This window comes from Streptomyces sp. NPDC058257, assembly GCF_042881845.1.
Classification (GTDB): domain Bacteria; phylum Actinomycetota; class Actinomycetes; order Streptomycetales; family Streptomycetaceae; genus Streptomyces.
In genome coordinates this window covers 382281-402650 of record NZ_JBHVXJ010000002.1, presented here as the reverse complement: position 1 = coordinate 402650, position 20370 = coordinate 382281, and the positions used below count along the sequence as shown (strand labels likewise).

Annotated in this window: 18 protein-coding genes and 1 pseudogene; 13 read left to right on the top strand and 6 right to left on the bottom strand. The window is 69.7% G+C overall.

The window, feature by feature from the left end:
- Positions 1–140 precede the first annotated feature (140 nt).
- The 3 genes from ACFVXC_RS07180 to ACFVXC_RS07170 form a co-directional block, all read right to left on the bottom strand.
- The gene (locus ACFVXC_RS07180) at positions 141–1115 is read right to left on the bottom strand and encodes a LuxR C-terminal-related transcriptional regulator (protein WP_389902311.1); all 975 of its coding nucleotides are present in this window, start codon (positions 1113–1115) and stop codon (positions 141–143) included.
- 86 nt (positions 1116–1201) lie between these two features.
- Positions 1202–2176 carry a helix-turn-helix transcriptional regulator gene (locus tag ACFVXC_RS07175; protein WP_389902308.1) on the bottom strand — a complete coding sequence of 325 codons (975 nt, stop codon included), beginning with the start codon at positions 2174–2176 and terminating at the stop codon, positions 1202–1204.
- Positions 2177–2199: 23 nt separating this feature from the next.
- The gene (locus ACFVXC_RS07170; protein WP_389903010.1) at positions 2200–3183 is read right to left on the bottom strand and encodes a helix-turn-helix transcriptional regulator; all 984 of its coding nucleotides are present in this window, start codon (positions 3181–3183) and stop codon (positions 2200–2202) included.
- A 304-nt stretch (positions 3184–3487) separates the two neighbouring features.
- Here ACFVXC_RS07170 and ACFVXC_RS07165 point away from each other — a divergent pair, with 304 nt between their 5' ends.
- Positions 3488–3856 (top strand): hypothetical protein, encoded by a 369-nt coding sequence (locus ACFVXC_RS07165; protein WP_389902305.1) that lies wholly within the window; start codon positions 3488–3490, stop codon positions 3854–3856.
- A 117-nt stretch (positions 3857–3973) separates the two neighbouring features.
- Here the strand turns inward: ACFVXC_RS07165 and ACFVXC_RS07160 are convergent, their stop codons facing one another.
- A complete protein-coding gene (locus tag ACFVXC_RS07160; protein ID WP_389902304.1) occupies positions 3974–4429 on the bottom strand; it encodes a pyridoxamine 5'-phosphate oxidase family protein in 456 nt (151 codons plus the stop codon).
- Between the two features lie 202 nt (positions 4430–4631).
- Between ACFVXC_RS07160 and clpB the strand changes: the two are divergent.
- Positions 4632–7223 (top strand): annotated as a pseudogene (gene clpB / locus ACFVXC_RS07155) (ATP-dependent chaperone ClpB); the annotation flags it as partial.
- A 169-nt stretch (positions 7224–7392) separates the two neighbouring features.
- Complete coding sequence (locus ACFVXC_RS07150) at positions 7393–7932, top strand: YbjN domain-containing protein (RefSeq protein WP_389902302.1); 540 nt, start codon at positions 7393–7395, stop codon at positions 7930–7932.
- Between the two features lie 173 nt (positions 7933–8105).
- Here the strand turns inward: ACFVXC_RS07150 and ACFVXC_RS07145 are convergent, their stop codons facing one another.
- On the bottom strand, positions 8106–9308 hold the full coding sequence (locus ACFVXC_RS07145; protein WP_389902300.1) for a pyridoxal phosphate-dependent aminotransferase: 1203 nt from the start codon (positions 9306–9308) through the stop codon (positions 8106–8108).
- A 37-nt stretch (positions 9309–9345) separates the two neighbouring features.
- Positions 9346–9999 (bottom strand): hypothetical protein, encoded by a 654-nt coding sequence (locus ACFVXC_RS07140; RefSeq protein ID WP_389902297.1) that lies wholly within the window; start codon positions 9997–9999, stop codon positions 9346–9348.
- Positions 10000–10814: 815 nt separating this feature from the next.
- On the opposite strand from ACFVXC_RS07140, the gene ACFVXC_RS07135 reads away from it, so the two are divergent.
- The 10 genes from ACFVXC_RS07135 (at position 10815) to ACFVXC_RS07090 (ending at position 20223) form a co-directional block, all read left to right on the top strand.
- Positions 10815–11333: a DUF2617 family protein gene (locus ACFVXC_RS07135; RefSeq protein ID WP_389902295.1), complete on the top strand. Its 519-nt coding sequence runs from the start codon at positions 10815–10817 to the stop codon at positions 11331–11333.
- A gap of 101 nt (positions 11334–11434) precedes the next feature.
- Positions 11435–13003, top strand: coding sequence for a polyamine aminopropyltransferase (locus tag ACFVXC_RS07130; protein WP_389902292.1), 1569 nt, complete (start codon positions 11435–11437; stop codon positions 13001–13003).
- Positions 13004–13049: 46 nt separating this feature from the next.
- Complete coding sequence (locus ACFVXC_RS07125; RefSeq protein ID WP_389902290.1) at positions 13050–13838, top strand: SRPBCC family protein; 789 nt, start codon at positions 13050–13052, stop codon at positions 13836–13838.
- A 102-nt stretch (positions 13839–13940) separates the two neighbouring features.
- Complete coding sequence (locus ACFVXC_RS07120; protein WP_389902288.1) at positions 13941–14732, top strand: aldose 1-epimerase; 792 nt, start codon at positions 13941–13943, stop codon at positions 14730–14732.
- A 10-nt stretch (positions 14733–14742) separates the two neighbouring features.
- Positions 14743–15294, top strand: coding sequence for an orotate phosphoribosyltransferase (gene pyrE / locus ACFVXC_RS07115; RefSeq protein WP_389902285.1), 552 nt, complete (start codon positions 14743–14745; stop codon positions 15292–15294).
- 131 nt (positions 15295–15425) lie between these two features.
- Positions 15426–16457 (top strand): class II fructose-bisphosphate aldolase, encoded by a 1032-nt coding sequence (gene fbaA / locus ACFVXC_RS07110; protein ID WP_389902283.1) that lies wholly within the window; start codon positions 15426–15428, stop codon positions 16455–16457.
- Between the two features lie 101 nt (positions 16458–16558).
- Positions 16559–16972: a DUF3151 domain-containing protein gene (locus ACFVXC_RS07105; protein ID WP_389902281.1), complete on the top strand. Its 414-nt coding sequence runs from the start codon at positions 16559–16561 to the stop codon at positions 16970–16972.
- Between the two features lie 179 nt (positions 16973–17151).
- The gene (locus ACFVXC_RS07100) at positions 17152–17973 is read left to right on the top strand and encodes a tryptophan 2,3-dioxygenase family protein (protein ID WP_389902279.1); all 822 of its coding nucleotides are present in this window, start codon (positions 17152–17154) and stop codon (positions 17971–17973) included.
- 13 nt (positions 17974–17986) lie between these two features.
- On the top strand, positions 17987–19207 hold the full coding sequence (gene kynU, locus ACFVXC_RS07095; RefSeq protein WP_389903007.1) for a kynureninase: 1221 nt from the start codon (positions 17987–17989) through the stop codon (positions 19205–19207).
- A 143-nt stretch (positions 19208–19350) separates the two neighbouring features.
- Positions 19351–20223 carry an alpha/beta hydrolase family protein gene (locus ACFVXC_RS07090; RefSeq protein ID WP_389902276.1) on the top strand — a complete coding sequence of 291 codons (873 nt, stop codon included), beginning with the start codon at positions 19351–19353 and terminating at the stop codon, positions 20221–20223.
- The last annotated feature ends 147 nt before the right edge of the window (positions 20224–20370 follow it).

Sequence of the window (20370 nt, the reverse complement as noted above, 5' to 3'; positions counted from 1 at the left end):
GACCCGAACCGGGCTTGCTCCGTCGGCAGTAACTCTGGCGGGGGCGGGGGCGTGCCGCCAGCGTCATCTTGTTGTATTGCAGCTCGCTGAGGCGGGGGCAAATGACCCAGGAGTGCGTATTCGTGCATCGACTCTCGGGCTCAGGCGCCCTGGTTCAGGATCTCCGACTGGCTTATGAGGTAGCCGAGTTGGGCCCGGCTCTGGCTGCCGAGGGTGGTGGCGAGTTTGGCGATGTGGACGCGGGCCGTGCGGACGTTCATGCCGAGTCGGGTGGCGATCTCGGAGTCGGTATGGCCTTCGATGAGGAGGCCTGCGATGGTGCGTTGGCGGGTGGTGATGCCGTTTTCTGCTGGTTGGGGGGCGGATTGGGGCCACATGGGGGTGGCCAGGCGCCAGAGTCGGTCGAAGGTGGTGGCGAGGTATTCGACCACGGCGGGGTGGCGCAGTTCGAGGGCGAGGCTGCGGTCCTTGCTCGCGGGGATGAAGGCCACGGTCCGGTCGAAGACGAAGAGGCGTTCGGTGACCTCGGCGAGGGTGCGGGCCTCGGCGTCGCCTTGGAGCCGCTCGAAGTAGGCCAGAGCGGGGAGGGAATGCCGGGTGGTGTCCTGGTAGAGCGTCCGCATGCGGCAGCCGCGGCTGAGCAGCGCCTGGTCGCGGGTGAAGGCCTCGGCCAAAGTCTCCGGGGGGCGGGCGCCGCCGGGCTGGACGGCGAGGAACTCCTCCGTGGTGTCGGACATCGCCCGGTCGATGGCCGAACTGATGCGTTCCAGGCCGTCGAGGACGGTGATCGCGGGATCGTCCGAGCTCTCGGGCAGCCGGGGCGTGCGAGCCATGAGCGGCTTGAAGACCGCGGTGAGGCGTTCCTCCCGTTGGCGCTGGTCCGTGACGCGGTCTTCGACGGTGCGGAGGAGGCGGGGGAGGGCGACACCAGGGTCCGTGGGACGCAGCCACCGCATGTCGTTGACATCGGGATGGAGCAGACCGAAGTCGAGGAGACAAGGCACCTGTTCGGCATCGCCGCTGGGGATCCGGCCTTCGCTCAGCGCGCGGATGTAAGTGGCCGAACCTGGTTCGCAGAGTTGTTCCACGTCGTGCGGGATGTGCTCGACGGACATGTTGTGCCCCTCCCGAGTGGTTGAAGCGTCATGATTCTATGCACAGGAAGTTGCACCACGGTCGGGACCGGTTTGCGGATGGGACGTCACGTCCGCTGGTCGAGAATTCCTGAACGACCTATGAGGTAGCCGAGTTGGGCCCGGCTGCGGCTTTCGAGGATTTTCGCCAGTTTGGCGATGTGGGCACGGGTTGTGCGCACATTCATGCCGAGACGCGCGGAAATCTCAGAGTCCGTGAGTCCGTCGACCAGGAGGTTGGCTATGGCTTGCTGACGGGTCGTGACGCCATTGCCCGAGGGCAGTTGCACCGAATGCGGATACATCGGGGTGGCCAGGTCCCATAGGCACTCGAAGGTGGCGGCGAGGTGGTCGACGAGGGCGGGGAGACGGATCTCCAGCGCAATGCTGCGATCCTTGTTCGCCGGTATGAAGGCGACCGTGTGGTCGAAGACGAAGAGGCGCTCGGTGACTTCTCCCAGGGTGCGGATCTCGGTGCCACCTTTGAGCTGATCGTGATAGCCGAACACGGACAGGGAGTGGCGTGAGGTGTGCTGGTACAGGGTCCGCATGCGGCCCCCTCTGGAGAGGACGCCTCTCGCGTCGGCCAGGGACTGGGCAAGTGCCTCGGGGGGCCGGAACCCTCCCGGCTGGATGGACAGCATTTCCTGGCTGGAGTCGGCCAGCGCCTGTGCCACCGCTTTCTGGATCTCGGGAAGCCCGTTCAGGACGGTGATGGCGGAGCGGCCTGCTGAAGCGGGCCGTCGCGGGGTGACATTCATGAACGCCTCGAACGACGTCGCCAGTCGGGCCCCGCGATGCCGGTGATGCGCGATGCGCTCCTCGATGCCTTCGAGCAGCCGGGGGAGAGCTACCGCGGGTGCGGTGGGGCGTAGCCACTCCACGTCATCGGCATCGGCGTGGAGAAGGCCGAACCGGGTCAGGCAGGGTGCCGCTGCGGCTTCCTCGCGACGTATGCGGCCTTCGGCCAGCGCCAGTGCGTACAAGGCGGAGCCCGCCTCGCACAGCTCGTCGGCTTCGTGCGCATGAGGCTGCAACGTCATGTCCGCTCACTCCCCGACCGAGTTCAGTGATCCTTGTCCAGGATCCCGGACTGGGCGATCAGGTACCCGAGTTGAGCGCGGCTGCCGCTGCCCAGGGCGGCGGCGATCTTGGCGATGTGGGCGCGGCAGGTGCGGACGTTCATGCCGAGACGGCGGGCGATCGCCTCGTCGACGTGGCCGTCGATGAGCAGCTTGGCTATGGAGCGTTGCACGCCGGTGATGCCGTTGGCCGATGGTGGGTAGGGAACTTCATCGAGAAGGGGAGTGGCCGACTGCCACTGTTGCTCGAAGACCTTGGCGAGGTAGTCGACCAGACCGGGATGGCGCAGCTCCAGGGCCACGTCGCGATCGGCGCGAGCGGGGATGAGGGCGACGGCACGATCGAAGATCATCAACCGGTCGATCACTTCTTCCAGGGTCCGTATCTCTACGTTGTCCTGGGCCATGCGCGCCGCATAGGCGAGGGTGCCCTGGCTGTGCCGCATGGTGTGTTGGTAGATGGTGCGCATGGAGATGCCGCGGTCGAGAACTGTCTGTCCGCGCTTCAGCGCGATGTTGAGGGTCGCCTCGCTGCGACCGCCCCCCGGCTGGACGGTGAGCACCTCCGTACGGCACTCCGCTGTCGCGCGCTCGATGGCGGCGTTGATGCGGGCCTCGCCCTCCAGGACGGTTATCGCATGGGTAGCCGGTTCCTCACGTGCGGTGATGGCCATGAATGGCTCGAAAATATCGGCCAGTTGAACGGCCAGATTCCGCCGATCCTTGATTTCCTGCTCGATGGGGTGGAGGCGCTGCGCGAGTGCTGCGGACGGTGAAACGGGCCGCAGCCAGTTCGCGTCGTCCGGATCCGGGTGGAGAAGAGCCGATTCGAGAAGGCAGGGAGCGTTCTCGGCCTCGTCGCGCGGCAGGCGGCCGTTGCTGAGCGCACTCGCATACAACCTGGATCCCTCGCCACAAAGAGGGACGGCAGGGTGAGGATGTGTCGGTTTCACACCTGTTGTAAGCAAATCTCCACCCCCCAGGGTCCTGAACGTGCAGGAACATGATGCATCCACCCTGTGGCTTTGACGTGCTCGATTGAGACATCGTCTTGTTGAGCCGGGGGAGAGGAACCTACCAAGTGAGGACGAAGCCGACCATGTTTAAGCGCATGCTTCGCTCGGTGCTTGTCACCACCTTCTCCGCAGGGCTGACGTTGGGTGCGCTGAGCACTCTCGATCTCGGGTGGCACAGCGAGCCGGCGAATACGAGTTCCGTTTCAGCTCCGTCCACGGACCTGGGCTGGAACGTAGCCCCGGCGGGAGCAGGCGCATGAGTACCCCGCCCGACGACCGCACATTCCGCCGAGAAATGGCCACCGCCTACCGCTCAGGTTGGCACTTCATCGATCTCGCCACCGCGATACCCCACGCAGGCGACTCCTTGATGGTCACGCTTCTCGGTGAGCCGGTAGTCGTCACCCGTGACGACGAGGAGGAGATCCGGGCCTACCGGTGCCTCCGCAAGCCGCGGGGCGCCCCACAGCCCGTGCGGTGTGCCATTCGGTACGGGATGGTCTTCGTCAATCTCGACCGGCGTGACCACCAGCTTGTCGGTGACCCCGGCGGGCCCGGCGAGCAGCAGGAACAGCAGAGTCCGAGCACTACAAGAGCCATCACAGCCACCCCCCGCAGCGCCTGACGCGATCCCCCGTCGTTGTACATCGCGCAGGTGCTTCCCCCAGCAGCGGCGCCACCGTGGACCTGAACACGGTGGCGCCGCTGTGGTGTGTGCCGGGCCCGGAGAGGCCCTGGGGGGCTACGCCTCGTCCGGTGCCTGCGTGCGCAGCGCCCGCGTCCCCATCGCCCGCGTCAGCCTGATCTCGATCACCACCCGGTGCGGATTCACCCTCGGCGGCTTCCCGTACCGCTCCTCGTAGCGCCGCTCGCCCTCCGCGACCTCCGCCGCCTCCGTGCGCACGCGCGCGTGGCCCTCCAGCGTCGCCCAGCGCCGTCCGTCGACCTGGCAGACCGCCACCCGCGCCCCCGGGCCGCCGTCCGCCCCCTCCGCGTCCGTCGCCTTGAGGATGTTCGTGACCTTCGCACTCGTTCTGCTCGCCAGGACGCGGGCAACGCCCGCCTCCGGGTCGTAGGTCACGCAGACCGGCACGACGTGCGGGGTGCCGTCGGGGCGGGGCGTCGTCAGCGTGCACAGGTGGCGTTCGCGCCAGAAACTGAGATACGCGGGGGTCGGGTGCTGCGGGTCCATGGCCATGGAGGGAACCTAACCGTCCGCTCGGCCGCCGCGAGGGCCAGGACTCCACCCCCTCCCTTTCTTGAGTGGAATAGACTCAACTTTATGTACGCTGTTTAAGTCAGGTGGGCCAGGTCACCCGAGCCACCGGGCCACCGGGCCACCCGTGCGACGGGACATCGAGCCACCGGGACATATGGATCTCAAGGAGGAGACGACTCACGTGGACGCCGAGCTGACCAACAGGAGCCGGGACGCGATCAACGCGGCCAGCAACCGGGCCGTGGAGGGAGGGCATCCCGATCTGACCCCCGCGCATCTGCTGCTCGCGCTGCTCGAGGGGCAGGACAACGAGAACATCACCGACCTGCTCGCCGCGGTCGGCGCCGACCAGGCCGCCGTCCGCGCCGACGCCGAGCGGGCGCTGACCGCCCTGCCCAGCGTCACCGGGTCGACCGTCGCGCCGCCGCAGCCCAACCGCGAACTGCTCGCGGTCATCGCCGACGCCTCGCAGCGCGCGAAGGAGCTGGGCGATGATTACCTCTCCACCGAGCATCTGCTGATCGGCGTCGCCGCCAAGGGCGGCTCCGCCGGTGAGGTCCTGAGCCGGCACGGGGCCACCGCCAAGAAATTGCTCGACGCGTTCGAGAAGACAAGGGGAGGACGTCGGGTGACCACACCGGACCCGGAGGGTCAGTACAAGGCCCTGGAGAAGTTCGGCACCGACTTCACCGCTGCCGCCAGGGAGGGCAAACTCGACCCCGTCATCGGCCGTGATCAGGAGATCCGGCGCGTGGTGCAGGTCCTGTCCCGGCGCACGAAGAACAACCCGGTCCTCATCGGTGAACCCGGCGTCGGCAAGACCGCCGTCGTCGAAGGGCTCGCGCAGCGCATCGTGAAGGGGGACGTGCCCGAGTCGCTGAAGAACAAGCGGCTCGTCTCCCTCGACCTCGGCGCCATGGTCGCCGGCGCGAAGTACCGCGGCGAGTTCGAGGAGCGGCTCAAGACCGTCCTCTCCGAGATCAAGGACAGCGACGGGCAGATCATCACCTTCATCGATGAGTTGCACACCGTCGTCGGGGCCGGGGCGGGCGGCGACTCCGCCATGGACGCCGGCAACATGCTCAAGCCCATGCTCGCCCGCGGCGAGCTGCGGATGGTCGGTGCGACCACCCTCGACGAGTACCGGGAGCGGATCGAGAAGGATCCCGCCCTGGAGCGCCGCTTCCAGCAGGTGCTGGTCGACGAGCCGAGCGTCGAGGACTCGATCGCCATCCTCCGCGGGCTCAAGGGGCGGTACGAGGCCCACCACAAGGTCCAGATCGCGGACAGCGCCCTTGTCGCGGCCGCCGCGCTCTCCGACCGGTACATCACATCCCGCTTCCTGCCCGACAAGGCCATCGACCTTGTGGACGAGGCCGCCTCCCGGCTGCGTATGGAGATCGACTCGTCCCCCCTGGAGATCGACGAGCTCCAGCGCTCCGTCGACCGCCTGAAGATGGAGGAGCTCGCCCTCAGCAAGGAGACCGACCCCGCGAGCAAGGAGCGCCTCGAAAGGCTGCGGCGCGACCTCGCCGACAAGGAGGAGGAGCTGCGCGGGCTCAACGCCCGCTGGGAGAAGGAGAAGCAGTCCCTCAACCGCGTCGGTGAGCTGAAGGAGAAGCTCGACGAGCTGCGCGGAACGGCCGAACGCGCGCAGCGCGACGGCGACTTCGACACCGCGAGCAAGCTGCTCTACGGCGAGATCCCGGCCCTCGAACACGACCTGGAGGTCGCTTCCGAGGCCGAGGAAGAGGTCTCCAAGGACACCATGGTCAAGGAGGAGGTCGGCCCCGACGACATCGCCGATGTGGTCGGAGCCTGGACCGGCATCCCCGCCGGGCGCCTCCTGGAGGGCGAGACGCAGAAGCTGCTCCGCATGGAGGACGAGCTCGGCAAGCGGCTCATCGGGCAGACCGAGGCCGTGCGGGCGGTGTCGGACGCCGTGCGCCGCACGCGCGCGGGGATCGCCGACCCCGACCGCCCCACCGGATCGTTCCTCTTCCTCGGGCCCACCGGCGTCGGCAAGACCGAGCTGGCGAAGGCCCTCGCGGACTTCCTCTTCGACGACGAGCGCGCCATGGTCCGCATCGACATGAGCGAGTACGGCGAGAAGCACAGCGTGGCCAGGCTGGTCGGCGCCCCGCCCGGCTACGTCGGCTACGAAGAGGGCGGCCAGCTCACCGAGGCCGTACGCAGGCGCCCGTACAGCGTCGTGCTCCTCGACGAGGTCGAGAAGGCGCACCCGGAAGTCTTCGACGTACTGCTCCAGGTCCTCGACGACGGACGCCTCACCGACGGGCAGGGGCGGACGGTGGACTTCCGCAACACCATCCTCGTCCTGACCTCCAACCTCGGAAGCCAGTACCTCGTCGAGCCGACGACGTCACCGGAGGAGAAGAAGCAGCAGGTCCTGGACGTCGTGCGGGCCTCTTTCAAGCCGGAGTTCCTGAACCGGCTCGACGACCTCGTCGTCTTCTCCGCGCTCAGCAAGGACGAGCTCGCGCACATCGCCGAGCTGCAGATCGAGCGCCTCGCCAAGAGGCTCGCCGAGCGGCGGCTCACCCTTGAGGTCTCTCCCGACGCGCTGGCCTGGCTGGCGGAAGAGGGCAACGACCCGGCGTACGGCGCACGGCCCCTGCGGCGCCTCATCCAGACGTCCATCGGCGACATGCTCGCCAAGGAGATCCTCTCGGGCGAGGTGAAGGACGGGGACACGGTGCGTGTGGACACTTTCGGGGACGGCCTGATCGTCGGCCCGGCCACCGGAGACACAGCGGGAGACGCGGCGGGAAACGCAGCGGGAAAGACAGCGGGAAACGCAGCGGGAAAGACCCTGTGAGCCGCTCCAGGACGGCATAACCCGGTCACATCAGGGGCGGGGGTTGCGGGCCCCCGCCCGACATGGGGCAGGATGGCGGAATCCGTACGAAGGGACTAAGCACGTGAGCATCGACCCGTCCTCGATTCCGAATTTCGGGGGACAGCCCGAACCGCAGCAGGGCGATGGACCGGCGGGCCCCGTTGTCCCCGACCAGGACCTGGTCAAGCAGCTCCTGGACCAGATGGAGCTCAAGCACGTCGTCGACGAAGAGGGTGACCTCGCGGCGCCGTGGGAGGAGTTCCGCACGTACTTCATGTTCCGTGGCGAGGGGGACCAGCAGGTCTTCTCGGTGCGGACGTTCTACGACCGCGCCCACGGGATCGAAGAGAAGTCCCAGCTTCTCGAAGCGATCGACGACTGGAACCGCCGCACCCTGTGGCCGAAGGTCTACACGCACACCCACGACGACGGCACCGTCCGCCTTATCGGTGAGGCGCAGATGCTGATCGGCACGGGTGTCTCCCTGGAGCACTTCGTGTCGTCGACGGTCAGCTGGGTGCGGGCCGCGATCGAGTTCGACAAGTGGCTCGTCGAGCAGCTCGGCCTTGAGGCCGAGGTCGACGCCACCGAGGGTGAAGAGAAGCCCGACGACGAGGCCTAGGCCACGCACCTGGACCACGTTCTGGACCGCGCACCTGGACCACGCACCTGGACCACGTTCTGGACCACGCGCCTGGACCACGTTCACGACGTTCACCACGAGAGCCCGGCCGGGGCGCCCACCATCAGGCGGTCGCTTCCCGGCCGGGCTCTCGTGTCGTCGGCCCCCGGCGGCTACAGCGACTTCAGCCGCGAGACCGCCTCCGCGAGCACCTCGTCCTTCTTGCAGAACGCGAAGCGCACGAACGGCGCCCCTGCCTCCCGGTGGTCGTAGAAGACCGCGTTCGGTACGGCGACCACGCCGACGCGCTCGGGCAGCGCCCGGCAGAAGGCGAAGCCGTCGGACTCTCCCAGAGCGCTGATGTCGGTCGTGACGAAGTACGTGCCCGCCGGGCGGTAGACGCCGAAGCCCGCCGCCGTCAGGCCCTCGCTCAGGAGGTCCCGCTTGGTCCGCATGCTCTCGCGGAAGGACGTGAAGTAGGAGTCCGGCAGGGCCAGGGCCTCGGCGATCGCGTACTGGAACGGGCCCGACGACACGTAGGTGAGGAACTGCTTCGCCGAGCGGACCGCCGTCACCAGCTCCGGCGTGGACGTGATCCAGCCGACCTTCCAGCCGGTGTACGAGAACGTCTTGCCCGCGGATCCGATCGTCACCGTGCGCTCGCGCATGCCGGGGAAGGAGGCGAGGGGGATGTGCGCGGTCCCCTCGCCGTCGTCGAAGACCAGGTGCTCGTACACCTCGTCCGTGACCACGAGCAGGTCGCGCTCGACCGCGAGCTTCGCGATCTCGGTGAGCTCCGCGCGGGTCAGGACGGTGCCGGTCGGGTTGTGCGGGGTGTTGAGGAGCAGCAGCCGGGTGCGGGGCGTGACCGCGTCGCGCAGCTCGTCCAGGTCCAGGCGGAAGCGGCCCGCCGCGGCGTCCGGGCGCAGCGTCACGGGGACGCGCTTGCCGCCGGCGAGGGCGATCGACGCCGCGTACGAGTCGTAGTACGGCTCCAGGGCGATGACCTCGTCGCCGGGCTCGACCAGGGCGAGCAGGGACGCCGCGATCGCCTCGGTCGCGCCCGCCGTGACCAGGACCTCGCGGTCGGGGTCGTACGCGAGGCCGTACCGGTGCTGCTGGTGCGCGGCGATCGCCGTGCGGAGCTCGGGGATGCCCGGACCCGGCGGGTACTGGTTGCCGCGGCCGTCGCGCAGGGCGCGGACAGCGGCCTCGCGGATCTCCTCGGGACCGTCCGTGTCGGGGAAGCCCTGGCCGAGGTTGATGGCGCCGGTCTTCACCGCCAACGCCGACATCTCGGCGAAAATCGTCGTGCCGAACTCGGCGAGGCGGCGGTTGAGCAACGGGCGCCCGGGTGTGGAGGTCATGAGCGCCATCCTGCGCCGAACCTCCGGACTTCCTCAACTCACGCGGCTACGGCTGTTGAGGCTGAAGCGTCTTATTGCCGCTGCCGCTGCCGCTGCCGCTGTTGCCGACGTTGATGTCGAAGTCACCGACGTACCACTTGCCGTCGACCTTGGCGGTCTGCACCTTGGCGGTGAAGGACTTCGCGTCCACGCCGTGCGAGCGGGACAGCATGATGTCCCGCAGGGGCTTTCCGCCGACGTTGATCTTGGCCGTCGGGACGGTTGCCTTGTCGCCATCGGGGGTGGGCGCGTCGACCTTCACCGTCGGCTTGCCGGAGGCGTTCTGCGGCGCGAACGCCTTGCTCATGGACTTCAGGCCGGGGTCCATCTTCTTCAGCATCGCCGCGTCGCACGTCTGCGCGGTGGCCGCCTTCGGGGCCGATCCTCCGCTGCCCGGCACAGCGGAGAGCAGGCACGACTGCTTCGCGTCCTTCTCGATGACCGCGCCGACCCAGGCGCTGACCACGGAGGGCACGGTGGACCGGCCGCCCGCCTGCGCTTCGGAGTTGTCGCCCGCCTGAGCGCTGGAGCTCTTGTCCGACGAGGCGCCGGAGTCGTCCGATGTGCCGCCCGAGCACGCCGCCATCAGCGGCGTCATCGCCAGCAGTGCGGCTGCGGTGGCCCAGCCCATGACCTTCTTGCCGGACTCTGTATGTGCCATGTCTTCTCGCTCCTTACACGTGCGGGTCCCCCCCCCGGTTCGCCCCCAGCGAACCCTCTGAACTTCCTCAACTCTGCTTTGAGGCCGCGTGGCCGGGGGCATCCCCCTTCCACGCAAGAACAACAAGAACACAAGAGAGAACGCGGACCCACGGGGGGCCTGCTTCGGGGGAACGGAAAGGGGCGTGAAGGTCATGGTCTTGGTCTTCGTGTTGATCGCGGTGGTTTTTATCGTCGCACTCGTGTCGTACGCCGGCCGGGGAAACAGCGGTCGGTCCGGCTCCGGGGCGGCCGGTGCGGCTGGTTCGAGCGGCGCCAGTTGGTGGGCCGGTGGCGGCGACAGCGGTGGCCACCACGGGGGCGGCCACCACGGTGGCGGCTCCTGTGGCGGCGGGTCGTCCTGCGGCGGCGGTTCCTCGTGCGGCGGCGGTGGCGGTGGCGGTTGTGGTGGTGGCGGAGGCAGCTGACACGGGGCAGCTGGTCCGTCCATCTGTTGAAGTGCCCGGCTGAAGAAACCGGCTCAAGAACCAGGCCGGAGTGCCCGGCGGGAGGCAACTCCTGCCGGGCACTTCGTCGTTGAGTCATTGAACAGTTGAACTGTGCAGCCCCCGAGGGGGTGGAAACCCTCCGAAGTTGGGTAAAAACGATGTGGCAGTGCAGCAGTCCATGATTCCCTCTTAACCGTCAGCGCCGCCCTCGAAACGGACTACTTGGACAACCGGGACGTCTTCGTGGGCACGAGCCGGCATTCCGACCTCCCGGTCCCTGACCGGGTGTGCCGGACCCACCTCCATTGCGTGTTAGCGGAGCCGACCCATGCTCACGACCCTGAAGACTGTCTATACCGACACGTGCGCCTCGGATCTCGCCTGGACCCTGGGGCGCGAGCCGCTGCCCGCGCTCGCCACACTCGAACTGGAACTCGCCCACGCCAAGTTGGAGTTGCGGCTCCTGGGGGCGTCCCACCAGGTGCTCCTCGAAGAGGAGCGCGGCACCTGCTCCGAGACCGTCGCCTGTATCCCCGGCAGCAGTACGCCCCTTCCGCTCGGCGTCTCCAAGCGCCTCGGCGAGTGGGAGTACGAATTCGCGGCGCGCGTCGAGACCCTCTCGCGCGGCCAGTTCGCGGGCCGCGCGCAGGAGCTGCTCGCCCTGGTATCTGAGCATCCGCACGGACTCGCCGGGGTCTTCCCCGGCAGCCCGCACGCGTTCACCGCGCTCCTCGCCCAGTGGCACGAAGGCGCCGTGCAGTGGCGCACCTGGCACGCCTATCCGCAGGACGGGCAACTCGTGGCGACGCGCACCCGCGTGGGGGCGCGCATGCCCGCGGTGCTCTGAGGTGTTCTCGATCGGCTCTCGGCGGGTTCTACACCTCTGACGTCGAGATACACCCTTGTGGGTGACCTGGCGTGAGAGTGTGGTGACGTAGCGTTCCCAAGGTGATCGAGCCGTCAACGCAGTTGCCCGTGACACCCCGGACGGGGCGCATACTCGTCCTGGCGGGCGTCTTCATCTGCGCGGCCTGCGGTCTGGTGTACGAACTCGAACTGGTCGCCCTCGCCTCGTACTTGATCGGTGACTCGGTCACCCAGGCGTCCGTCGTCCTCTCGGTGATGGTCTTCGCCATGGGCATCGGGTCCCTGCTCGCCAAGCGTCTGCGCTGCCGTGCCGCCGCCGGGTTCGGCCTGGTCGAGGCGGCACTCGCGCTGGTCGGCGGCCTGAGCGCCATGGCGTTGTACGCGGCGTTCGCCTGGACCGGCGACCGGGGCGAGGTCTGGGCGAGCGGCTCGCGGTATCTGCTCGTCGCGTTCTCGCTCGCCATCGGCCTGCTCATCGGCGCCGAAGTACCGCTGCTCATGGTGCTCATACAGCGCATCAGACGGCAGGACCCCAGCGGCGCCGTGGCGGACCTGTTCGCCGCCGACTACGTGGGCGCGCTGGTGGGCGGCCTCGCCTTTCCCTTCCTGCTGCTCCCCCTGCTCGGCCAGCTCTCCGGGGCGCTGATCACCGGCGCGGTGAACGTACTGGCGGGCGGCGCACTCGTGTTCGGCCTCTTCGGGCGGGACTTGAGTGTGCGAGGCCGCTGGGCGCTGCTCGTCGCCAACGTCACCGTCCTCGGCGTGCTCGCCGCCGCCGCCGTGCTCGTCGGCGACTTCGAGGCGGCGGCGCGGCGTGCGGTCTACGGCAAGGACGTCCGGGTCGCCGTGCAGACCGACGTCCAGGAAGTCGTCCTCACCGGCGGCAGAAGCGATTCGCTCGACCTCTACCTCGACGGGCGTCTGCGCGTCAGCGGCCGCGACGAGCACCGCTACCACCGGGCGCTCGTCGGCCCCGCGATGAACGGCGGGCACGCGCGCGTGCTGATCCTCGGCGGCGGCGACGGCCTCGCCGCGCGTGAGGTGCTGCGGCACTCCGGCGTGCGGCGGGTGGACGTCGTCGAAATCGATCCCGGGGTCGTGGAGTTGGCGCGCAGTGATCCGGCGCTGAGCGAGCTGAACGAGCACGTGTACCGCGACCCCCGGGTGCGGGTGGTGCACGCCGACGCGTTCCGCTGGCTGCGCTCACCCCCTCGTACGTACGACGTGGTGATCTCCGACATGCCGGACCCCGGCATCACCGCGAGCACCAAGTTCTACTCCCAGGAGTTCTACGGCCTCGCGCGGCGGGTCCTCGCCCCGGGCGGTCGCCTCGCCGTGCACGCGGGTCCGGTCGGCGCCGAGCCCCGCGTCTACTGGACGGTGGAGGCGACGCTGCGGGCGGCGGGACTGCGGACCGAGCCGTACCGCGTGGGCGGCAGGCTTCCCGGGGTCACGGCGGGCCCCGGCCGGACGGCGGACGGTGCGGCGGTGCCGCGCGACTGGGGGTTCGTCCTCGCGGCCGACTCCCGCCCGGACCTCGATCCGCCACGGACGGCGGCGCTGCTGGGGGTGGGCGTGGCGTCCGCCGAACGGACGCGGGTGCGTGGGTTGACCCCCTCCACACTGGTGCACCCGCGGTACGCGAACTGACGAACCGACGTACATGGTCTGGACGGCGTGGGTAGGCTCGACTGCCATGGAGCATGAGGTGTTCGTTCCGGTTCCCGCCGACCGTCTTCAGCAGGTGCTGAGTGACCCCGCGCAGGTCGCTGGGGCGGTGCCCGGACTTCAGCGCGACGCGGACGAGTCCGCACAGCCGCTTTCCGGCCGTCTCAAGGTGCGCATCGGCGGCCACACGATCACGTACCGCGGTGTGGCGCGGGTCGCAGCGCGCGGTGACGGTTCCTTCGCGATCGAGGGCGAGGGCGTCGAGGTGCGGGGCGGCGGCACGGTGAAGCTCTCGCTCACGGTGCGGCTCGATCCCGCCGAGGACGGTTCCGGGACGCGGGTGGTCTTCGCCGGGACGGGTGCGGGCGATGGGCGCGTCGCCGAAAGTTCTCCACAGGCTGTGGAGGGGGCCGTGCGCAGGCTCCTCGAGCGGTTCGCGGAGGGTCTTGGGCGGGGGACCGAGCCGGAGGCCGAGTCCGCGGCGCCGGAGCCCGAGCCCGTGGTCATCGAACCCGTGGAGGCGGCTTCCGTCTTCGAGACGCAGGTGCCCGCCTCGTCGTTCGACGGGGACTCCGACGACGATGTCGATGTCGAGGACATTCTGGTGCCGCCCGCGGAGGCCGCGCACGCCCGGCGGACGATGATCGGACGCAGCGCGGAGGAGGTCGACCACGCGCCGCCCCGGGGACGGTACGCCCCGGCGCCCGCGGCGGATTCGATGTCGACGCGGGCCACGTTGCGCTGGGCCGCGCCCGCTGCCGCGGTGGTCCTCGCCTCGGCGATCGTCGCGGGGCGGGCGTTGCGCCGCAGGCGGTGAATCTCCCCCGGCCCTCGACCCCGGCCCTCGACCCCGCCCCCCCCCGGACCCCGCTCCTCAGACGCCGGAGGGGCCGAGCCCTGGACACGTAGGGTCGACCCCGTGAGTAGCGAAGAGAGCGTGACACTGAGCGCGGGCGACGCGGAAGTCGAGCTGCAGCCGGGTAACGGCTGCCGAGTGGGGAGCCTTCGGGTCGGCGGCATCGAGCTGCTGCGGCAGGGCGAACGCTACGGCTGCTTCCCCATGGCCCCCTGGGTCGGCCGCATCCGCGAAGGCAGGTTCCGCAACGGCGGCACGGTCCACCAGATGCCCCTCAACTCCCCGCCCCACGCCATCCACGGCTTCGCCAGGGACGCGGCATGGCGCACCGCCCGCACCGGCAGGAGCGAGGCCGCGTTCACGTACGACCTCAGCGACCCCTGGCCCTACGAAGGCCGCGTCACCCAGCTCTTCGCCCTCACCGAGGACTCCCTCACCCTCACCCTCGGCATCGAGACGTACGGCGACTCCTTCCCCGCCCAGGCGGGCTGGCACCCGTGGTTCAACCGGAACCTCGGCCAGGAGGACGTACGCGTCGACTTCGCCCCCTCCTGGCAGGAGGAGCGCGGCGACGACCACCTCCCCACCGGCAACCGCATCGCCCCCACCCCCGGCCCCTGGGACGACTGCTTCGGGATGACCGACGGCGTCGACGTCACCCTGACCTGGCCCGAGCAGCTGGAACTCACGGTGAAGAGCCGCGAGCAGTGGGTCGTCGTGTACGACGAGCAGGAAGCCGCCGTGTGCGTCGAGCCGCAGACAGGGCCGCCCGACGGCCTCAACACCCTGCCCCGCCTCGTCACCCCGATCGACCCCCTGGAGACGTCGACGACCTGGACCTGGACGCGGCTTTAAGCTGACAGGCATGACTGACGACGTACGTGGCGCGCTGCTGCGGCAAATCAAGGACAAGGCCGTGGTGCACGGCAAGGTGACCCTCTCCTCGGGTCTTGAGGCCGATTACTACATCGACCTGCGCCGCGTCACCCTCGACGGCGAGGCCGCCCCGCTGGTCGGCGAGGTGCTGCTCGACCTCACCGCCGACCTCGACTTCGACGCCGTGGGCGGACTCACCATGGGCGCCGACCCCGTCGCGGGCGCGATGCTGCACGCCTCCGCGGCGCGCGGCCGGCGGCTCGACGCGTTCGTCGTGCGCAAGGCCGCCAAGGCGCACGGCATGCAGCGCCGCGTCGAGGGCCCGGACATCAAGGGGCGCCGCGTTCTCGTCGTCGAGGACACCTCCACCACCGGTGGTTCCCCGCTCACCGCCGTCGAGGCCGTGCGCGAGGCCGGCGCCGAGGTGGTCGGCGTCGCGACCATCGTGGACCGCGCCACCGGGGCGGGCGAGAAGATCACCGAGGGCGCCGGGGTGCCGTACCTCTTCGCGTACTCCAAGGACGACCTCGGCCTGGACTAGGGCCGGACCGGATCCGGTGAACGCCGGGCGGCCTGGGCCGCCCGGCAAGTCTGGAAGGATGGGGGCGACGATGACGTCGCCCCCTTAGGTCAGGGCCAAGCACACACCCGCACATCACAAGGAGCGGACACATGCCCATCGCAACTCCCGAGGTCTACGCCGAGATGCTCGACCGGGCGAAGGCAGGCAAGTTCGCCTACCCGGCCATCAACGTGACCTCCTCGCAGACGCTGCACGCCGCACTGCGCGGCTTCGCGGAGGCCGAGAGCGACGGCATCATCCAGATCTCCACCGGTGGTGCGGAGTTCCTGGGCGGCCAGCACAACAAGGACATGGTGACGGGCGCCGTGGCCCTCGCCGAGTTCGCGCACATCGTCGCCGCGAAGTACGACATCACCGTCGCGCTGCACACCGACCACTGCCCCAAGGACAAGCTGGACACGTACGTCCGTCCGCTGATCGACGTCTCCGCCGAGCGCGTCAAGGCCGGTCGTGACCCGCTCTTCCAGTCGCACATGTGGGACGGCTCGGCCGAGACCCTCGCCGACAACCTGACCATCGGCCAGGAGCTGCTCGCGAAGGCCGCCGCCGCGAAGATCATCCTTGAGGTCGAGATCACCCCGACCGGTGGCGAGGAGGACGGCGTCACGCACGAGATCAACGACGAGCTCTACACGACCGTCGACGACGCGCTGCGTACGGCGGAGGCCCTGGGCCTGGGCGAGAAGGGCCGCTACCTCCTGGCCGCGTCCTTCGGCAACGTCCACGGCGTCTACAAGCCGGGCAACGTCGTCCTGCGCCCGGAGCTCCTCAAGGACCTCCAGGAGGGCGTCGCCGCCAAGCACGGCAAGGCCGCGGGCGCACAGCCCTTCGACTTCGTCTTCCACGGCGGCTCCGGCTCGACCGCGCAGGAGATCGCGACCGCCCTGGAGAACGGCGTCGTGAAGATGAACCTCGACACGGACACGCAGTACGCCTTCACGCGTCCCGTCGCGGACCACATGTTCAAGAACTACGACGGCGTCCTGAAGGTCGACGGCGAGGTCGGCTCGAAGAAGACGTACGACCCCCGCACCTGGGGCAAGGCCGCCGAGGCGGGCATGGCCAAGCGCATCACCGAGGCGTGCGCGAACCTGCGCTCCACGGGCACGAAGCTGAAGTAGGCACCGCCGCCGCACCGCTTTTCGTGACGAAGGGCCCGGTACCCCGTTCCAGGACGGGGTACCGGGCCCTTCGCGTCGCGCCATGGCGCAGACTGGAACCCATGGCCATTCACAAGGATCTGCTCGGGGGACCGCCCCCGACCCACCTGCCCGACGACCCGGAGCCGCGCGAGCTCCTCGCGAACGGCGCCGCGCCCGCCGACGTCGCCGCGAAGTACCCGACCTCCTCGCTCGCCTGGGCGCAGCTCGCCGACGAGGCGTTCGACCGGGGCAGCGTCGTCGAGTCGTACGCGTACGCCCGCACCGGCTACCACCGCGGCCTCGACTCGCTGCGCAGGGCCGGCTGGAAGGGCCACGGCCCGGTGCCGTGGGAGCACGAGCCGAACCGCGGCTTCCTGCGCGCCCTGCACGGGCTCGCCCGCGCCGCGCAGTCGATCGGCGAGCAGGAGGAGTACGAGCGCTGCGCGGGCTTCCTGCGGGACTCCTCCGCGGCGGCGGCGGACACTCTCGGCTAGCACGGCGGACACCCTCAGCTAGCCCCCAATACGTGCTTGACCTGCCTGGACGCCGCTGTGACCAGGCAGGTCTTGCCGTTTTGTGGGATGTTGCGGAGGATGCCGGTGGGGACCGGGGCCCCCGTGTCGGTAACGGCAGGGGCGGACCGCTACCCGGAGTACGTATCAAGGAGATCGCGATGTCCCAAGAGGCGGACACCCCGAACCTCGACTTCGCAGGAACCACCCCTTACGAGGACTACGTCCAGGCGGACGTCCTCACCCACCTCCAGCACCTGCGCTCGGACGACCCCGGAGAGATGGTCTTCCTGGTCACCACCCAGGTGATGGAGCTGTGGTTCACGGTCATCGTGCACGAGTGGGAGACCGCGTCGCGCGCCCTGCGCAGCGATGACGTCCCCGTCGCCGTGGCCGCCCTCAAGCGGAGCCTGCGCGAGCTGGAGGCGCTGAACGCCTCGTGGCGCCCGCTCGCCCAGCTGACCCCCGCGCAGTTCAACTCCTACCGTTCCGCGCTCGGCGAGGGATCCGGATTCCAGTCCGCGATGTACCGCCGCATGGAGTTCCTGCTCGGCGACAAATCCGCGTCCATGCTGGTGCCGCACCGGGGCGCGCCGCGCGTCCACGCCGAGTTGGAGAAGGCGCTCCAGGAGCCGAGCCTGTACGACGAGGTCCTCGCCCTGCTCGCCCGCCGCGGCCACGCGGTCCCTACCGCCGTGCTCCAGCGCGACCTGACGCAGAAGTACGAGCCGTCGCCCGAGGTCGAGAAGGTCTGGACCGACCTCTACTCCGGTGACGAGAGCGAGGAACTCGCCCGTCTGGGCGAGACGTTGACGGATGTCGGCGAGCTGGTGTGGCGCTGGCGCAACGACCATCTGGTGGCGACGCGGCGCGCGATGGGCTCCAAGACGGGCACGGGCGGTTCGGCCGGTGTGGCCTGGCTGGAGAAGCGCGCGACGAAGAACGTCTTCCCCGAGCTGTGGACGGCGAGGAGCCATGTCTGACGCGGATCTCCAGATGCAGACGCAGACGCAGACGCAGATGCAGGCGCAGGCGGCGAAGAAGGACGCCGAGGACGAACTCCGGGGGAAGAGAGACGAGTTCGTCCTCGACGACACCGTCTACCTGGACGGGAATTCGCTCGGCGCGCTGCCGGCGAACGTCCAGGAGCGCGTCGCGGACGTCATCTCCCGGCAGTGGGGAAAGCTCCGCATCCGCTCCTGGGACGAAAGCGGCTGGTGGACCGCGCCCGAGCGCGTCGGCGACCGCATAGCTCCCCTCGTCGGCGCGGCGGCCGGCCGGATAGTGGTCGGCGACTCGACGAGCGTGAACATCTTCAAGGCGCTTGTCGCGGCCGTGCGCATGGTCCGTGACTCGGACGAGGGGCGCGACGAGATCGTCGTTGACGCGACGACGTTCCCCACGGACGGGTACATCGCTCAGTCGGCCGCGCGCCTGACGGGGTGCCGTCTGCGGCCGGTCGCGCCGGACGACGTGGCCGGTGTCCTCGGCCCGCGCACGGCGGTCGTCCTGCTCAACCACGCCGACTACCGCACCGGGCGCCTGCACGATCTGCCCGGCCTGACGGCGGCCGTGCACGACGCGGGCGCGCTGGTGGTCTGGGACCTGTGCCACACCGCCGGGGCGTTGCCCGTCGGGCTCGACGCGCACGGCGTGGACCTCGCGGTCGGGTGCACCTACAAGTACCTGAACGGCGGCCCTGGTTCACCTGCCTACATCTACGTCCGTGCGGATCTGCAGGCCCGTTTCGACTCCCCGCTGCCCGGCTGGAACTCGCACGCCGAGCCCTTCGGGATGCGGCCGGAGTTCGAGGCGGCGGAGGGTGCCGTACGGGGGCGGGTCGGTACGCCCGACATCCTCTCGATGCTGGCCCTGGACGCGGCGCTCGACGTCTGGGACGGGGTGTCCATCGAGGCCGTACGTGCCAAGTCGCTTGCGCTGACGGACTTCTTCATCGAGTGCGTGGCGGCCTACGTCCCCGAGGGCCGGGTCGAGGTGCTCACCCCGGCCGGGCACGGACAGCGCGGCAGCCAGGTCGCCCTGCGGTGCGACGACGCGGGTGACGTCATGCGCCGTCTCGTGGAGCAGGGCGTGGTCGGGGACTTCAGGGCGCCCGATGTGCTGCGGTTCGGATTCACGCCGTTGTACGTCGGGTTCGCCGATGCCGAGCGAGCCGCGGGGGTGCTCGCGCGGACGTTGAGGGAAGCCGCGGGGTAGCGGCGTGTCGCCGTTCGCCGGGCGGGCCGAATTCCGGCCGCCCGGCGCCGGTATCGGGAAGGAGCGGGGTAGGGGAAGATCAAGAGACCTGTACCCGACCTGTACCCGACCTGTACCCCACGCACCCGCAGAGAGGTTGTCGCATGCCGGACGACGCCGTGGCCCGCGATACCGCCGAGGCCGACGCCGCCTTCTCGCACCCCGCGGTGACGCCCGACGCCACCGCCGCGTACGGCGAACACCCCGACCAGGTGATCGACTTCTACGAGCCCCGGATCGCCACGGAGGCCCCCGCCCCCCTCGTCGTCGTCCTGCACGGCGGCGCCTGGCGGGCCCCGTACGACCGGCGGCATCTCACGCCCTTCGCGGACTTCCTGGCCAGGCGTGGCTTCGCCGTGGCCAATGTCGAGTACCGCCGGGGGAGCTCGATCCCCGCCCAGGGCGGCGGACCCGCTGCGGGGCGCTGGCCCGAGACCTTCGACGACGTCGCAGCCGCCTTCGACGCGCTCCCCGCGCTCGTGGCCGACCTCGTGCCGTCGGCCGACATCCGCCGCACCGTCGTCACCGGCCACTCCGCGGGCGGCCACCTCGCCCTCTGGGCCGCCGCCCGCCACGTACTGCCCACCGGCTCCCCCTGGCGCATCGACCGGCCCGTCCCCTTCCGGGGCGTCGTCGCCCTCGCGCCCGTCGCCGACTTCCGGGTCGCGCGGGAGCTCGGCGTCTGCTCGGACGCACCCCTTCAACTCCTCGGCGGGGCCGAGAAGTTCGACGAGCGTCTCGCGCACGCCGACCCGGCGGCCCTGCTGCCGACCGGCATCGCCACGACCGTCGTCCAGGGACGTACCGACATCGTCGTGCCGCAGGCGGTGGCCGAGGCGTACGCCGACGCGGCGGCGAAGGCGGGCGAGGTCGTCGGGTTCACGCTTCTGGAGGGCGTCGGCCACTTCCCGCTGATCGACCCGGCGGCGGACGCCTGCGCGGTGGTGGCGGAGGAGATCGCACAGCTGGCGTACTAGACCGGGGATGCCCGGGAACGCCCGGGGGATACCCGCAGAGCGTGGCCCCTGGGCTACCCGTAGTACCTGAGAGCTACGCGCCAAGTGAGTTCCACGGTGTGATGCCGACTACGGGTCCTGATCCATAACTTCCCTTCCAGAGACACG

Excerpts from the sequence above, each read along its gene's own strand:
- ACFVXC_RS07180 (WP_389902311.1), bottom strand. The coding sequence starts at position 1,115 with ATGTCCGTCGAGCACATCCCGCACGACGTGGAACAACTCTGCGAACCA.
- ACFVXC_RS07175 (WP_389902308.1), bottom strand. The coding sequence starts at position 2,176 with ATGACGTTGCAGCCTCATGCGCACGAAGCCGACGAGCTGTGCGAGGCG.
- ACFVXC_RS07165 (WP_389902305.1), top strand. The coding sequence starts at position 3,488 with ATGAGTACCCCGCCCGACGACCGCACATTCCGCCGAGAAATGGCCACC.
- ACFVXC_RS07160 (WP_389902304.1), bottom strand. The coding sequence starts at position 4,429 with ATGGCCATGGACCCGCAGCACCCGACCCCCGCGTATCTCAGTTTCTGG.
- ACFVXC_RS07145 (WP_389902300.1), bottom strand. The coding sequence starts at position 9,308 with ATGGCGCTCATGACCTCCACACCCGGGCGCCCGTTGCTCAACCGCCGC.
- ACFVXC_RS07140 (WP_389902297.1), bottom strand. The coding sequence starts at position 9,999 with ATGGCACATACAGAGTCCGGCAAGAAGGTCATGGGCTGGGCCACCGCA.
- ACFVXC_RS07135 (WP_389902295.1), top strand. The coding sequence starts at position 10,815 with ATGCTCACGACCCTGAAGACTGTCTATACCGACACGTGCGCCTCGGAT.
- ACFVXC_RS07125 (WP_389902290.1), top strand. The coding sequence starts at position 13,050 with ATGGAGCATGAGGTGTTCGTTCCGGTTCCCGCCGACCGTCTTCAGCAG.
- pyrE (WP_389902285.1), top strand. The coding sequence starts at position 14,743 with ATGACTGACGACGTACGTGGCGCGCTGCTGCGGCAAATCAAGGACAAG.
- fbaA (WP_389902283.1), top strand. The coding sequence starts at position 15,426 with ATGCCCATCGCAACTCCCGAGGTCTACGCCGAGATGCTCGACCGGGCG.
- ACFVXC_RS07105 (WP_389902281.1), top strand. The coding sequence starts at position 16,559 with ATGGCCATTCACAAGGATCTGCTCGGGGGACCGCCCCCGACCCACCTG.
- ACFVXC_RS07100 (WP_389902279.1), top strand. The coding sequence starts at position 17,152 with ATGTCCCAAGAGGCGGACACCCCGAACCTCGACTTCGCAGGAACCACC.
- kynU (WP_389903007.1), top strand. The coding sequence starts at position 17,987 with ATGCAGACGCAGACGCAGACGCAGATGCAGGCGCAGGCGGCGAAGAAG.
- ACFVXC_RS07090 (WP_389902276.1), top strand. The coding sequence starts at position 19,351 with ATGCCGGACGACGCCGTGGCCCGCGATACCGCCGAGGCCGACGCCGCC.